We start from the raw sequence: 12,637 nt of genomic DNA on the forward strand, positions 1-12,637 counted from the left end.
CTATCGGGGCGTCTTCCAGGCGGTGGCCCGGCGGGCGCGCTCGACGGCGCCCGGCAGGGCCGCCAGCAGCGCGTCCACATCCGCCTGCGTGCTGCTGTGCCCGAGGGTGAAGCGCAGCGAGGACCGGGCCCGGTCGTCGTCGGCGCCCATGGCGAGCAGCACGTGGCTGGGCTGGGCCACGCCGGCCGAGCAGGCGGAGCCGGTGGAGCAGCAGACGCCCTGCGCGTCGAGCAGGAGCAGCAGCGCGTCGCCCTCGCAGCCGGGGAAGCTGAAGTGCGCGTTGCCGGGCTGCCGGTCGACCGGGTCGCCGTTCAGGATCGCGTCCGGCACGGCGGCGCGGACCCGCGCCACGAGGTCGTCCCGCAGGGCGCCAACCCTTTCCGCGTACGCCGCCTGGCTCTTGACGGTGATCTCGACGGCTGTGGCGAAGGCCACCACGGCGGCGGTGTCGACGGTGCCGGAACGGACGTCGCGTTCCTGGCCGCCACCGTGCAGCAACGGGGTGCAGCCGACCTCGCGGCCGAGCAGCAGAGCTCCCACGCCGACGGGACCGCCGACCTTGTGCCCGGTGACGGTCATGGCCGCGGCGCCGCTGGCGGTGAAGTCGACGGGAACCTGGCCGACGGCCTGCACGGCGTCGGTGTGCAACGGGATGCCGGCCTGCGCGGCGAGCCGGGCCAGCTCGGCGACCGGCTGGATCGTGCCGACCTCGTTGTTGGCCCACTGCACGCTGACCACGGCGATCTCATCGGCGTACGCCTGCAGGAGCTCGGCCAGCGAGGCGGGGGCGACCCGTCCGGCGCCGTCGACCGGCAGCCAGCTGACCTGCGCGCCCTCGTGCGAGCCCAGCCACTCGACGCTGTCCACGACGGCGTGGTGCTCGACGCTCGAGGCGACGACGCGGCTGCGGCTCAGCGAGGCCGCCCGGCGCGCCCAGAAGATGCCCTTGACGGCGAGGTTGTCGGCCTCGGTGCCGCCGCTGGTGAAGATCACCTCGGAGGGACGGGCGCCGAGGGCCGCGGCGATGCGCTCGCGCGACTCCTCGACCAGGCGCCGGGCACGCCGCCCGGACGCGTGCAGGGACGACGGGTTACCGGCCTCGCGGGCCGCCGCAACATATGCCGCCAGGGCCTCGTCGAGCATCGGCGTGGTCGCAGCGTGATCCAAGTAGGCCATCAGTGCTCCAGCTTATGCCTCGCTGCCGCGGGCGCCGGACGGCCCGGCGCTGAGCACCGGGCCGTCCGAGAGCCGAAACGGACTACTTGCGCTTACGGATCTCCTCCGCCGCCTGCGGGACGATCTTGAACAGGTCGCCCACCACGCCGTAGTCGGCGAGCTCGAAGATGGGCGCCTCGGGGTCCTTGTTGACCGCGACGATCGTCTTCGAGGTCTGCATGCCGGCCCGGTGCTGGATGGCGCCCGAGATGCCCAGGGCCAGGTAGAGCTGCGGGGAGACGGTCTTGCCGGTCTGACCCACCTGGAACTGGTGCGGGTAGTAGCCGGAGTCGACCGCCGCACGGGACGCGCCGACCGCGCCGCCGAGCAGGTCGGCGAGCTCCTCGACCAGCTGGAAGTTGTCGGCGTTGCCGACGCCGCGGCCGCCGGAGACGACGATCGAGGCCTCGGTGAGCTCGGGGCGCGAGCCCTTCTGCTCGGCCACCCGCTCGACGACCCTGGTCAGCTTGTCGGCCTCGGACACGACCACCGTGACCTGCTCCACGGCCGGGGTGGCCGGGGCGGGCTCGGGCGTGGTGGAGTTCGGGCGGATCGTCACGATCGGCAGGCCGCGCGTGACCTTGGACTTGACGATGCCCGAGCCGGCGAAGACGACCTGCGTGGCGGTGCCGTCGGCCTCGACGGAGACGGCGTCGGTGAGCAGCCCGTTGTCGAGCTTGACCGCGAGCCGGCCGGCGATCTCCTTACCCTCCTGGGTGGAGGCGAGCAGGACGGCAGCGGGCTGCTTCTCCCGTACGAGGGAGGCCACCACGCTCGCCTTGGGCGCGACCAGGAAGCCGTCCACGTCGTCACCCGAGGCGACGTAGACCTTGGACGCGCCGTACTCGCCGAGCTTGGCCGTGTCGGCCTCGCCGAAGACGACCGCGGAGACCTCGCCCAGCCCGCGGGCGATGGTGAGCATCTCGAGAGTGACCTTCTTGACGCCGGCCTCGACGACAACCAGAACCTCAGCCATGACCGCCCCTCTCAGACGAACTTCTCGGAGACCAGGTACGAGACCAGCTGCGCGCCGCCCTCACCCTCGTCGGTGATCTTGGTGCCGGCCGAGCGCGGCGGGCGCTTGGAGTACTCCAGCACCTGGCTGGTCGCCCCGGCCAGGCCCACCTCGTCGGCGGCGACCCCGAGCTCGCCCAGCGACAGCGCCTGCACCGGCTTCTTCTTGGCCGCCATGATGCCCTTGAACGAGGGGTAGCGCGGCTCGTTGATCGTGTCCCAGACGCTGACCACCGCGGGGGTGGACGCGGTGACGACCTCGTAGCCCTCGTCGGTCTGCCGCTCGGCGGTCAACTGCGAGCCGTCCACGGTGAGCTTGCGCGCGCCGGTGAGCGCGGCGATGCCCAGACGCTCGGCGAGCATGTGCGGCATGACCTGCACGCGGCCGTCGGTCGACTCGGCGCCGCAGATGATCAGGTCGGCGTTCAGCGTGCCGAGGGCGGCGGCGAGCACCTTGGAGGTGGCGACGGCGCACGAGCCGTGCAGGGCGCCGTCGGAGATGTGGACCGCCTTGTCGGGGCCCATGGACAGCGCCTTACGGATGGACTCGGTGGCGCCTGCGGGACCCATGGTCAGGACGGTGACCTCACCGCCGTGCGCTTCCTTGATCTTGAGGGCCTCCTCGATGGCGTACTCGTCCATCTCGTTGATGACGTTGTTAGCCGACGCCCGTTCCACCGTGTTGTCCTGCGAGCTCAGGGTGCGCTCGGCACCGGAGTCGGGCACCTGCTTGACCAGTACGACGATGTTCATCGCGCTCCTACGACCTCCTGTTGTGAACGCACCGTTGCGCACGGACGCCTCCCCGCCACGTTACCCGTCGGTAGCTTAGGCGTCGTCGGCCACCGAGAGTGACTCACCTCACCCGCGCCGACCGCTCGATCGCTACAGTCGGTGCTGGGAGGTGTCTGATATGTCCGGACTAACCGCTCCGCCGGCCGACGGATTGCTGCCGTCCGCCTCACATCGTCCACCACGACGCCCGCCGGCGGCACCACAGACCCATGGCCGCTCGGACCCGGAGTCGCCGTGGTGCCTGTGCGGGCGCCCGCGTGAGGCGTGCGTGAGTGACGAAGTGCGCAGCCTCTGGGCCGATCCTTCTTGACCTCGCCGGTCGATAATCAGCGGGTGCTAGGTCCCCTGCGTCAATGGGTCGATCCGGAGAAGACGCCCACCGTCGGCCGCACGCCGGACTACCGGTTCTCGCTGGCCAACGAGCGCACCTTCCTGGCCTGGATCCGCACGGGGCTGGCGCTGATCGCGGGCGGGCTCGGCTGCGCCCAGTTCCTGCCGCCGCTGCGGGTGGCCTATCTGCGCGAGGCCATCGCCGTCGCGCTGCTCGTGCTCGGCGGCGCCGTGGCGCTGCGCGCGGTCGACCACTGGGCGCGCACCGAGCGGGCCATGCGGCTGGGCCAGGAGCTGCCCGGCTCGCGGTTCCCCGCCTTCCTGGCCGTGGTGGTCGCGGTCGGCGCCCTGGTGCTGATCGCCGCGGTCGTGTTCCAGTCGCCGCGATGAGCGCGGAGCCCGCGTGCACCCCCGACCCCGGGGCCTCGGCGGAGCGCACCCGGCTCGCCTGGCGCCGTACGGTCCTGTCCGCGACCGCCGTGGGCCTGCTCGCCGTCCGCCCCGCGTTCCACCCCGACGCCCGCCCCGGTCAGTGGGTCGCAGCGGCCCTCGGCGGGCTCGGCTGGTCGGTGCTGGTGGCGCTCGCCTATCGCCGCGCCCGCGCCCTCGGCAAGCGCCCGCCGCACCCCGGCCGCCGCGCCGTCCTCGCGTACGCGCTGACCACCGTCGCCCTCGCGGTCGTCGCCGGTCTGGTTGTCATGCTCTGATCGTCGCCGGATCGCCCGGCGCGCGTCATCATTGCTCCATGGTCCGGTTGTTCATCTTCCTGGCTGCCGTGCAGCTGATCCTCTTCCTGCTGGCCCTGATCAGCTGTTTGTCGGCCGACCGCGTGCGCAACGCGCCCCGCCCCGTGTGGATCCTGGTGATCCTGCTCGTGCCCCTCGTGGGCCCACTGTCCTATTTCCTCTGGGGCCGCCCGGTGCCCGCGCCGGTGGAGGGCGGCGTCGTGCGCCGCCGCCGCCCCGCACCGGTCTCGCCCGACGACGACCCGGACTTCCTCCGCTCGGTCGACACCGAGCAGTCCCGCCGCGACCGCGAGACCCTCGCCCAGTGGGAGAAGGACCTGAACGACCGCGAGGAGGACAAGCCCTGATCAGGCCAGGTTGGACGATCGCGGATAGGCGTCGCCGGGGTCGGTCAGCACGTTGACCAGATAGGGCACCCCGGCCGCGAAGGCGCGCTCGAGAGCCGGACCGATCTCGGACGCCTTCTCGACGGTCTCCCCCGCGCCGCCCAGCGCCCGGACCACCTCGTCGTAGCGCAGCCCCGGCTGCAGGTCGGCTGCCACGTCGTAGCCGTACATGGCCTGCATGGGGTGTTTCTCGAGCCCCCAGATGCCGTTGTTGCCGACCACCATGACGACCGGGAGCCCCTGCCGGACCAGCGACTCCGCGTCCATCAGCGAGAAGCCCGCGGCCCCGTCGCCGAGCAGCACGCAGATCTGCCGGCCGGGATAGGTCACGCGGGCGCCCATCGCATAGCCCATGCCGGTGCCGAGGCAGCCGTACGGACCCGGGTCGAGCCAGGTGCCGGGCTGTGCGGGCTCCAGGAACCTTCCCGCGTACGAGACGAAGTCCCCGCCGTCCCCGATGGTCACCGCGTCGGGCGCCAGCACCTTGCGCAGCTCGCCGTAGACGCGCGCCGGCTTGATCAGGTCGGTCTCGGCCGCCATCGCCTCGGCGTCGCGCGCCCGCCCCGCGTCCTCGGCGCTGCGCAGCCCGGCGATCCAGTCCGCGTGGTCCGTACGGTCCCCCGGGTGGTCGGCGATCGCCGCGAGCACCCGCCGCAGGTCGCCCGCGGGCGACACGGCCGGCTCGACGTGCGTGGCCCGCTGGCTGGGCGCGTCGACGATGTGCACGACCTGCGCCGCCGGGAACTCACCGAAGCCGAGCCGGAAGTCGAGCGGGGTGCCGATCACGCACACCACGTCGGCCTCGTTGAGCGCGGGACGGCGGGCCTTGGCGAAGGCCAGCGGGTGCGACGGCGGCAGCGCGCCGCGGCCCATGCCGTTGGTGAAGACCGGCACCTGGAGCGCCTCGGCGGCGGCGCGCAGCTCGGTGATCGCGTCGCCGCCCCACACGTCGGAGCCCGCGATGATCACCGGGCGCTGCGCCGACGCCAGCAGCGCAGCGGCGCGGGCCACGTCGTCGGGGTCGGCCTCGATCACCGGGACGGCCGGCTCACCGGGCGCGGCCGCCTCGCCGGTCGAGAAGACCACCTCGAGCGGGATGTCGAGGAACGCGGGACCGCGGTGCGCGGTGAGCGCGGCGGTCAGCGCGGCCGTGACCTCGCCGGGGATCGCGTCGGTGGCGCCGATCGTGCCCGCGTGCTTGGTGATCGGGGCGATGAGCGGCACGTGGTCGAACTCCTGCAGGCTGCCCGAGCCCCAGCGGAACGCGGGCGCGCGGCCGCCCAGCACGAGCACCGGCGAGGCGTTGAAGAAGGCGCTGGTCAGCGCGGAGATGCCGTTGGTGACGCCGGGACCGGCGGTGAGCACCGCCAGCCCGGGGCGGCGCTGCAGCTTGGCGACCGCTTCGGCCGCGAAGACCGCGGTCTGCTCGTGGCGTACGTCGTAGATCGGGAAGTCCGTGCGGTGGGCGGCGTCGTAGAGCGGGAACACGTGCCCGCCCGACAGCGTGAACATCTCGGTCACCCCGAAGGCCCGCAGCGCGGCCAGCGCCAGCTCGCCGCCGTGCCCCTCGATCACCTCGGTCATGCGCACCCCATCCGTCGTCCGCCGTTGCCGGTAACGTACCCGGCCGCTCAGATCCCGAGCAGGCTCCGGATGTCGTCGACCAGATTCGCCGCGTCGGTCGGCAGCGACTTGCCGTTGCCGTAGCCGTACGCCACCACGAGCGCGACCAGCGGAACCGCGATCATCATGACGATGCTGAACAGGATCTGCAGCGCGCGCAGGAAACTCCCGGTGCGCCTCTTGCCGCGGCGGACGGCCTGGTCGACGCGCGCGGGCGGACGCGACACCGGCGGGCGCGAGGCCGGCGGGCGAGCCGCGGCGACCGGCGGACGCGGCGCGATCGGCTTGGTCGGGCCCGCCGGAATGCCGTGCGGGGGCGAGAGCGGCATGGCCGACACCGGCGGGGTCGAGATCGGACGCTCGAACGCCGGCTTCGGCGTGGGCACGGTGGCGTGCGGGTCGGGGACCCAGCCGTGGTCGGCGTCGGGCCACGGGTCGACCGGCGGCTGCAACCCCGTCGTGCCGGGCACCCGCACGTGGGCGGCGGCGACGCGTACGGTCGCCGACTCGGCCCGTCCCGTGGACACCAGCCGCAGCTCGGAGGTCGGGCCCGGGGTGGCCGCCCCGGTGGCCAGCAGCGCCGCGTCGGCCAGGATGCTGCCCTCGGCCACCACGAGCTCGGGCTGCTCGATCACCACCGGCGCCTCGCCGAGCTCGCGGTGCAGCAGCGTGGCGACCAGCGGGATCCGGCTCGCCCCGCCGACCAGGAAGACGCCCGCCAGCCGGCCCTCGGGCAGGTCGGCCCAGTCGAGCAGGCCCTTGGTGACGCGCACCGTCTGCTCCAGCACCGGCCGCGCCAGCTTCTCCAGCTCGTCGCGGGTCAGGTGCACCTCGGTGTCGAGCAGCGGCACCACGAAGTCGGCGGACTGGGTGCGCGACAGACGCTCCTTGGCGATCCGCACCTCCTCCCACAGCTGACGCTGGGCGCGCCGCTCCTGCGCGGTCGCCGGCTCGAGCAGCCGCTGCCACTCGTCGGTGCGCAGGTGCTCGACGATCGCCGCGTCCACGTCGAGGCCGCCGATGTCGTCGCGGCCGTCCACGGCCATCACTTCGAAGCCCGACGCCGTACGGGCGACGACGCTCGCGTCGAACGTGCCGGCGCCGAAGTCGTGCACCACCACGACCGAGCCGATCGGCACGTCCCGGCCCAGCACCTCGGCGAAGTACGTGGCCGCGGCGACCGGCTCAGCGACCAGCCGCGCGCCGGCCAGCCCGGCCCGCGCGGCGGCGTCGGCGAGCAGCGTGCGGCGGGTCGCTCCCCAGGTGGCGGGGCAGGTCAGGGTGACGTCGGGCGTCACCGGGCCGACCGCGCGGCGCCACTCCTCGGCGACCCGGGCAAGCACCGCGGCGATCAGCTCGACGACGTCGAACTCCTGCTCGCCCAGCAGCACCAGCCCGTCGTCGATGCGGCGCTTGGGGTTGGGCTCGAAGCGCACCGGGTCGAGCCGGGCGCTGTGCACGGCGTCGCGGCCGACCAGCAGCGTGCCGTCGGGCTCGGCGTACGCGGCGGACGGGAGCAACGGGGAACCGTCGACCAGGATCGGGCGGGCGCGGCCGTCCGGCCAGCGCGCCACCGCGACGGTGTTCGAGGTGCCGAAGTCGATGCCCAGCGCATGCCTCGGCTCACCTTGGTCGATGGCCATCCCCCGAGTCTAGGGGGTGGCCGCCGCTACACGATCTTCCAACGCGGCTCGTGCCGCCGGTCACGCTCGCACCGCACGAGCTGCCCGCTCGCGGTACGTCCGTAAGCGCCCAGGGGGCGGCATTCGTCCCCGATACGGACCGGTTCCTGCACCCGCTCGACCGGCCTGCTGGGCGCTGGTGTGGCGGCCGGCGCGGTGGTGGCGGGCGTGGTGGCGGGCGCCGACGTCGCGGCCGGTGAGGTCGGGTCCGCGGTGGCCGGATCCGTGGTGGCGGGGGCCGGTGGGACCGGGGCCGGCGCAGAGGTCGTGGTGGCCGGCGGCGGCGCGGGAGCAACGGTGCCGGGCTCGTCGCCGGGCGGCGCGCTGATCGGCTCCGGAAGCGAGACAGGCGAAGTGGCGGGCGCGGGCACGGGCGTACGGGCGCCCTTGCGGACGGCACGGCGCGAGGCGGGCGAGACGAGCTCGCGCGCCTGGCCGGTCGGGACCGCCGTGCCGTGAACAGCGGGAGGCACGGACGGCACGACCGGCGGCGCGGCGAGCTGGTCGACCACCGACGATCCGGGCGGGCCGGCCGGCTCGGAGCGCGACCGGCCGAACGTCAGCCAGCCGATCAGCGCGCAGAGCATCGCCTGCCCGACGACAAGGGCGACGGCCATGCGGACGGTGCGTCGCACCCTGCGCGTGACCGGAACCGGTTCCACACTGACGGACTGTATGGCAAGCGATCGATGAGGTCGAGGGCTAACGCCCCGTAAATGTAGGTTTACGCTTTTCGATGAACGCCGTGGTGCCCTCGACCCGGTCGTCGGTCGCGAACAGACCGGCGAACAGCTGCGACTCCAGGGCCAGCCCCGAGGCCAGGTCGGTGTTGAGGCCGCCGTCGACCGCCAGCTTGGCGGCCCGCAGGGCCAGTGAGGGACCCGTGACGTACGGCCGGACCAGCGCAACGGCCGTCGAGTAGACCTCGGCCGCGGGCGCGACCCGATCGGCCAGCCCGATCCGCAGCGCCTCGTCGGCGTCGACCATGCGACCGGAAAAGATCAGATCTTTGGCGCGGGCCGGGCCGATCAGCCGGGCGAGCCGCTGGGTGCCGCCGGCGCCCGGGATGATGCCCAGCTTGATCTCCGGCTGGCCCAGCTTGGCGTCGTCGGCGACAACCCGCCAGTCGCAGGCCAGCGCCAGCTCGCAGCCGCCGCCCAGCGCGTACCCGGTGATCGCGGCAACGACCGGCTTGGGGATCCGCGCCACGGAGTCGAACGCGCCGGACAGCGCCGCCGCCCGCACGGCCATCTCGGCGTACCCGGTCTCGGTGAACTCGGCGATGTCGGCGCCCGCCGCGAACACCTTGTCGCCGCCGAACACGACGACGGCCTTGACCTGCTCGTCCTCCGCCGCGGCGTGCGCGGCCGCGCGCAGCTCCTCCTGCAGCCGGGTGTTGAGGGCGTTCATCGGGGGCCGGTCCAGCCGGATCGTGCCGATGCCGTCGGTGGTCTCCAGCGTCACGAACTCGCCCACGCACGCCTCCCTGAGTGTCGGTTCAGGTCAGCCTACGACGGGTACGTTGGAAACGATGACCACGTACTACCGGGATCCGGACGTGTGGATCAGCTCCGCCGGCGTCCGGATGCACGGCCGCGAACTGCGCCTGGACGAGCTGCGCCAGGTGTGGCACACGCGCGGGCGCCGCTCGTGGGGCACGATCGCCGGCCGCGGAGCGGTGGGCCTGGCCATCCTCGTGCCGCTCGTCGTGGGCCTGCTCGGCATCGCCGTGGCCCTGGTCATCGACGCATCCACGGCCACCACCATCGCGCTGGTCGGCGGCGGCGTGCTGGTCGGGCTGGCCACCGCCCCGCTGGCCGACGTGCTGCTCGAGCGGGTCGACCGCTCCTACGACCGCGGCAGCCGGGTGCGGGAGATCTGGGCCCGTACGCCGCACGGGGACCTGCTGCTGCTGAGCACTCCCGACGCGGCACGGTTCGGCCGGATCTACCGCGCCCTGCAGCGTGCGCTCGAACCGGCTACCCGCCGGTAGCATTCGCGGGATGAACAAGGACGCCGCCGGGCTGACCGCGCTGCTCGCCACCGCCGGGGTGCTGCACTTCGCCACGCCGGGCCCGTTCGACGCGATCGTCCCGCGCTCGCTGCCGGGACGCCCCCGCACGTGGACCTACCTGAGCGGCGCCGCCGAGCTCGCCGTCGCAGCGGCGATCGCCCACCCGCGGACGCGCCGGGCCGGCGCCCTGGCCGCGGCGGCCCTGTTCGCGGGCGTCTTCCCCGCCAACGTCAAGATGGCCGTGGACTGGCGGAACGCCTCCCCGGCCCGGCGGGCGATCGCCTACGGACGGCTGCCGCTGCAGGTGCCGCTGGTGCTGTGGGCCCGCCGCGTGGCCCGCGTCGCACCCTGAGGGCGGACTTCCGGCAAATCTGCCCGGAAACAGCGGGTCGTCGGTGACGATCTCCCTACCATGCGAGCCACCCAGCAGCGTCCCACCGGGGTCGAGCGCACCTTCGGCCCCGACGAGATCATCGTGACGAAGACCGATCCCCGGGGCATCCTCACCTACGCCAACGAGGTGTTCCTGCGGACCTCCGCGCTCACCGAGGCCGAGGCGATCGGGCAGCCGCACAACATCATCCGGCATCCCGACATGCCGCGGGCCGTCTTCAAGCTGCTCTGGGACACCCTCGGACAGCGCGAGGAGATCTTCGCGTACGTCGTGAACCTCGCCGCCGACGGCGCGCACTACTGGGTGTTCGCGCACGTGACCCCGTCGTTCTCGGCCGACGGGCGGCTGGTCGGCTACCACTCCAACCGGCGGCTGCCGGAGCCCTCGGCGGTGTCCGAGATCCGGCGGCTCTACGAGCGCATCCGGGCGGCCGAGCAGCGGCAGACGTCCAAGCCGGCCGCGGTCGAGGCCGGGTGGCGGACGCTGCAGGCCGAGCTCGGCGAGCGCACGTACGACGAGTTCGTCTGGACCCTGACCAACGGGGCGCGCTGATGGCCGACGACGCCCTCGCCGCGATCACCGCCGTCTGCCGCCGGGCCACCGCCGGCGACCTCGAGGCCCGGCTGCCCTCGATCGGCGACTCCCCCGAGGCGGTGGCCGCGCGCACCGCGCTGAACAACCTGCTCGACATGAGCGACGCCTTCGTCCGCGAGGCCGGCGCCGCCTCGGCCGCGGCCGCCACGGGACGCTTCCACCGCCGCATCCTCACCCGCGGGCTGTCCGGCACGTTCCGGTTGGCGGCCGAGCAGATCTCCGCGTCGGTCGCCGCGATGAGCCGCACCGCCGACCGGGTCGCCGAGGCCGCCCGCGCCCGTGTCGCGCTCGCCGACGAGCTCGAGTCCGCCGTGCTCACCGTCTCCGAGCAGGTGGCCACCGCCGCGACCGAGATGGGCGCGTCGACCAGCAGCCTGGCCGGCTTCGCCCGCGAGGCCGTCTCCGAGGCGGAACGCGGGCTGGCCACCGTCACCTCGCTGCGGAGCGCCTCCGAGCAGATCCGTACGGCGGTGGACCTGATCAACCAGGTGGCCAAGCAGACCCGGCTGCTCGCGCTGAACGCCACCATCGAGGCCGCGCGGGCCGGCGAGTCCGGGCGCGGCTTCAGCGTGGTGGCCGGCGAGGTGAAGACGCTGGCCGCCGAGACCAGCGCGTCCAGCGACGAGATCATGGGCCAGGTCAACACCGTCCAGGAGGTCGCGGCCGACGCGGTGGCCGTGCTCGAGACGGTGACCACCAGCATCCGCGAGATGAGCGGCCTGGTGAACGGCATCGCCGTCGCCGTCGACGGCGGCTCCGCGGACGGCACGGCCGGGTTGTCGCAGCTCGCCGAGGTGCTGCGCTCCGAGGTGAGCCGCTTCGTCAGCACCGCCCGCCAGAGCTGATTTCCCACTCTGCCCACCCCGCCCACCCAGGGGGCTGGCCGGAAACTACGCCGCGGGGTGGGAACAAATCAGGCTGTCCACAGGTGAGATAAGCAACAGCTCAGCGCGTGTGGAAAACCTCGTCGATCTCGGCTCGGGTGGGGAGTGCGTTCGAGGCGCCCACGCGGCGGACGCAGGCGGCGCCGGCGGCGTTGGCCCAGTGCACGGCCTCGACCAGGTCGCGGCCCTCGCCCCAGGCGACAGCCAGCGCGCCGGTGAAGGCGTCGCCGGCCGCGGTGGTGTCGGTGACCTCGACGCGGAACGCGGGCACGGTCTCGTCGCGGCCTTCGCGGTCGGCGTAGCGGGAGCCGCTGCCGCCCAGCGTCAGCACCACCCGGGGCACCAGCTCGAGCAGCCGCGGCACGTCGATGGTGTCGCCGCCGGTGACGGCCAGCGCCTCGACCTCGTTGACCACGAGCAGGTCGACGTTCGCCAGCAGCTCGGGCGGCAGCTCGCGGGCGGGCGCCGCGTTGAGGACCACGCGGGTGCCGCCGTCGCGGGCCGCGCGGGCCGCCGCGACGACCGTGTCGACCGGGATCTCCTGCTGGCAGAGCAGCACGTCGCCGGCGGCGATCGCGGCCTGCTCGGCCGGGGTCAGCCCCACGAAGGTGTTGTTGGCGCCGGGCGCGACGAGGATTGAGTTCTCCCCCGCGCGGTCGACCATGATGACCGCGACGCCCGAGGCGCCGTACGTGGTGCGGACGAGCAGCGTGTCGACGCCGGCGCCGGTGAGCCGGGCGTTCAGGTTGACCCCGAACGCGTCCGAGCCGATCGAGCCGAGGAACACGGTCCGGCCGCCGGCGCGGGCCGCGGCGATCGCCTGGTTGGCGCCCTTGCCGCCGGGCATCATCACGAAGTCGTCGCCGAGCACCGTCTCGCCCGGCCGGGGCAGGCGTTCGGCCAGCCCGACCAGGTCCATGTTGGCGCTGCCGGCGACCACGATCCGCGGGGCCATGCCGG

The 12,637-nt window shown here is 73.6% G+C and carries 15 protein-coding genes; 7 read left to right on the top strand and 8 right to left on the bottom strand.

What is annotated here, in order from left to right; all coding sequences use genetic code 11:
• The 3 genes from ACSNN8_RS07170 to ACSNN8_RS07180 all read right to left on the bottom strand — a co-directional run bounded on the left by ACSNN8_RS07170 (position 1) and on the right by ACSNN8_RS07180 (position 2,982).
• Positions 1-1,176: a cysteine desulfurase family protein gene (locus ACSNN8_RS07170; protein WP_436647744.1), complete on the bottom strand. Its 1,176-nt coding sequence runs from the start codon at positions 1,174-1,176 to the stop codon at positions 1-3.
• Positions 1,177-1,258: 82 nt separating this feature from the next.
• Positions 1,259-2,191: an electron transfer flavoprotein subunit alpha/FixB family protein gene (locus ACSNN8_RS07175; RefSeq protein ID WP_436647745.1), complete on the bottom strand. Its 933-nt coding sequence runs from the start codon at positions 2,189-2,191 to the stop codon at positions 1,259-1,261.
• 11 nt (positions 2,192-2,202) lie between these two features.
• Complete coding sequence (locus ACSNN8_RS07180; protein WP_436647747.1) at positions 2,203-2,982, bottom strand: electron transfer flavoprotein subunit beta/FixA family protein; 780 nt, start codon at positions 2,980-2,982, stop codon at positions 2,203-2,205.
• Between the two features lie 375 nt (positions 2,983-3,357).
• On the opposite strand from ACSNN8_RS07180, the gene ACSNN8_RS07185 reads away from it, so the two are divergent.
• From ACSNN8_RS07185 to ACSNN8_RS07195, 3 genes are read left to right on the top strand one after another with little or no spacing between them, the layout of a single operon-like run.
• On the top strand, positions 3,358-3,744 hold the full coding sequence (locus ACSNN8_RS07185) for a YidH family protein (RefSeq protein ID WP_436647748.1): 387 nt from the start codon (positions 3,358-3,360) through the stop codon (positions 3,742-3,744).
• Positions 3,741-4,061: a DUF202 domain-containing protein gene (locus tag ACSNN8_RS07190; protein WP_436647749.1), complete on the top strand. Its 321-nt coding sequence runs from the start codon at positions 3,741-3,743 to the stop codon at positions 4,059-4,061. The genes ACSNN8_RS07185 and ACSNN8_RS07190 overlap by 4 nt, the downstream gene beginning before the upstream one ends.
• A 38-nt stretch (positions 4,062-4,099) precedes the next feature.
• Positions 4,100-4,447: a PLD nuclease N-terminal domain-containing protein gene (locus ACSNN8_RS07195; protein ID WP_436647750.1), complete on the top strand. Its 348-nt coding sequence runs from the start codon at positions 4,100-4,102 to the stop codon at positions 4,445-4,447.
• Here ACSNN8_RS07195 and ACSNN8_RS07200 read toward each other — a convergent pair whose 3' ends face one another.
• From ACSNN8_RS07200 to ACSNN8_RS07215, 4 genes are read right to left on the bottom strand one after another with little or no spacing between them, the layout of a single operon-like run.
• A complete protein-coding gene (locus ACSNN8_RS07200) occupies positions 4,448-6,070 on the bottom strand; it encodes an acetolactate synthase (RefSeq protein WP_436647751.1) in 1,623 nt (540 codons plus the stop codon).
• 47 nt (positions 6,071-6,117) lie between these two features.
• Complete coding sequence (locus ACSNN8_RS07205) at positions 6,118-7,752, bottom strand: Hsp70 family protein (RefSeq protein WP_436647753.1); 1,635 nt, start codon at positions 7,750-7,752, stop codon at positions 6,118-6,120.
• Between the two features lie 26 nt (positions 7,753-7,778).
• Positions 7,779-8,453 (bottom strand): hypothetical protein, encoded by a 675-nt coding sequence (locus tag ACSNN8_RS07210; RefSeq protein ID WP_436647755.1) that lies wholly within the window; start codon positions 8,451-8,453, stop codon positions 7,779-7,781.
• Positions 8,454-8,493: 40 nt separating this feature from the next.
• The gene (locus tag ACSNN8_RS07215) at positions 8,494-9,267 is read right to left on the bottom strand and encodes an enoyl-CoA hydratase/isomerase family protein (protein WP_436647757.1); all 774 of its coding nucleotides are present in this window, start codon (positions 9,265-9,267) and stop codon (positions 8,494-8,496) included.
• Positions 9,268-9,322: 55 nt separating this feature from the next.
• On the opposite strand from ACSNN8_RS07215, the gene ACSNN8_RS07220 reads away from it, so the two are divergent.
• From ACSNN8_RS07220 to ACSNN8_RS07235, 4 genes are read left to right on the top strand one after another with little or no spacing between them, the layout of a single operon-like run.
• Positions 9,323-9,784 (top strand): DUF6232 family protein, encoded by a 462-nt coding sequence (locus tag ACSNN8_RS07220; RefSeq protein WP_436647759.1) that lies wholly within the window; start codon positions 9,323-9,325, stop codon positions 9,782-9,784.
• A gap of 10 nt (positions 9,785-9,794) precedes the next feature.
• Entirely contained in the window at positions 9,795-10,157 is a 363-nt protein-coding gene (locus ACSNN8_RS07225) for a DoxX family protein (protein ID WP_436647760.1), read from the top strand.
• A gap of 60 nt (positions 10,158-10,217) precedes the next feature.
• Complete coding sequence (locus ACSNN8_RS07230) at positions 10,218-10,751, top strand: PAS domain-containing protein (RefSeq protein ID WP_436647762.1); 534 nt, start codon at positions 10,218-10,220, stop codon at positions 10,749-10,751.
• Complete coding sequence (locus ACSNN8_RS07235) at positions 10,751-11,638, top strand: methyl-accepting chemotaxis protein (protein ID WP_436647764.1); 888 nt, start codon at positions 10,751-10,753, stop codon at positions 11,636-11,638. Before ACSNN8_RS07230 ends, ACSNN8_RS07235 begins: the two co-directional genes overlap by 1 nt.
• A 100-nt stretch (positions 11,639-11,738) precedes the next feature.
• Here the strand turns inward: ACSNN8_RS07235 and ACSNN8_RS07240 are convergent, their stop codons facing one another.
• Positions 11,739-12,632: a ribokinase gene (locus tag ACSNN8_RS07240; RefSeq protein ID WP_436647766.1), complete on the bottom strand. Its 894-nt coding sequence runs from the start codon at positions 12,630-12,632 to the stop codon at positions 11,739-11,741.
• Positions 12,633-12,637 lie beyond the last annotated feature (5 nt).

The organism is Actinoplanes sp. URMC 104 (assembly GCF_051386375.1).
Classification (GTDB): domain Bacteria; phylum Actinomycetota; class Actinomycetes; order Mycobacteriales; family Micromonosporaceae; genus Actinoplanes.

Coding starts and splice junctions, on each gene's coding strand:
- ACSNN8_RS07170 (WP_436647744.1), bottom strand. CDS start 1,176: ATGGCCTACTTGGATCACGCTGCGACCACGCCGATGCTCGACGAGGCC.
- ACSNN8_RS07175 (WP_436647745.1), bottom strand. CDS start 2,191: ATGGCTGAGGTTCTGGTTGTCGTCGAGGCCGGCGTCAAGAAGGTCACT.
- ACSNN8_RS07180 (WP_436647747.1), bottom strand. CDS start 2,982: ATGAACATCGTCGTACTGGTCAAGCAGGTGCCCGACTCCGGTGCCGAG.
- ACSNN8_RS07190 (WP_436647749.1), top strand. CDS start 3,741: ATGAGCGCGGAGCCCGCGTGCACCCCCGACCCCGGGGCCTCGGCGGAG.
- ACSNN8_RS07195 (WP_436647750.1), top strand. CDS start 4,100: ATGGTCCGGTTGTTCATCTTCCTGGCTGCCGTGCAGCTGATCCTCTTC.
- ACSNN8_RS07200 (WP_436647751.1), bottom strand. CDS start 6,070: ATGACCGAGGTGATCGAGGGGCACGGCGGCGAGCTGGCGCTGGCCGCG.
- ACSNN8_RS07205 (WP_436647753.1), bottom strand. CDS start 7,752: ATGGCCATCGACCAAGGTGAGCCGAGGCATGCGCTGGGCATCGACTTC.
- ACSNN8_RS07220 (WP_436647759.1), top strand. CDS start 9,323: ATGACCACGTACTACCGGGATCCGGACGTGTGGATCAGCTCCGCCGGC.
- ACSNN8_RS07225 (WP_436647760.1), top strand. CDS start 9,795: ATGAACAAGGACGCCGCCGGGCTGACCGCGCTGCTCGCCACCGCCGGG.
- ACSNN8_RS07230 (WP_436647762.1), top strand. CDS start 10,218: ATGCGAGCCACCCAGCAGCGTCCCACCGGGGTCGAGCGCACCTTCGGC.
- ACSNN8_RS07235 (WP_436647764.1), top strand. CDS start 10,751: ATGGCCGACGACGCCCTCGCCGCGATCACCGCCGTCTGCCGCCGGGCC.
- ACSNN8_RS07240 (WP_436647766.1), bottom strand. CDS start 12,632: ATGGCCCCGCGGATCGTGGTCGCCGGCAGCGCCAACATGGACCTGGTC.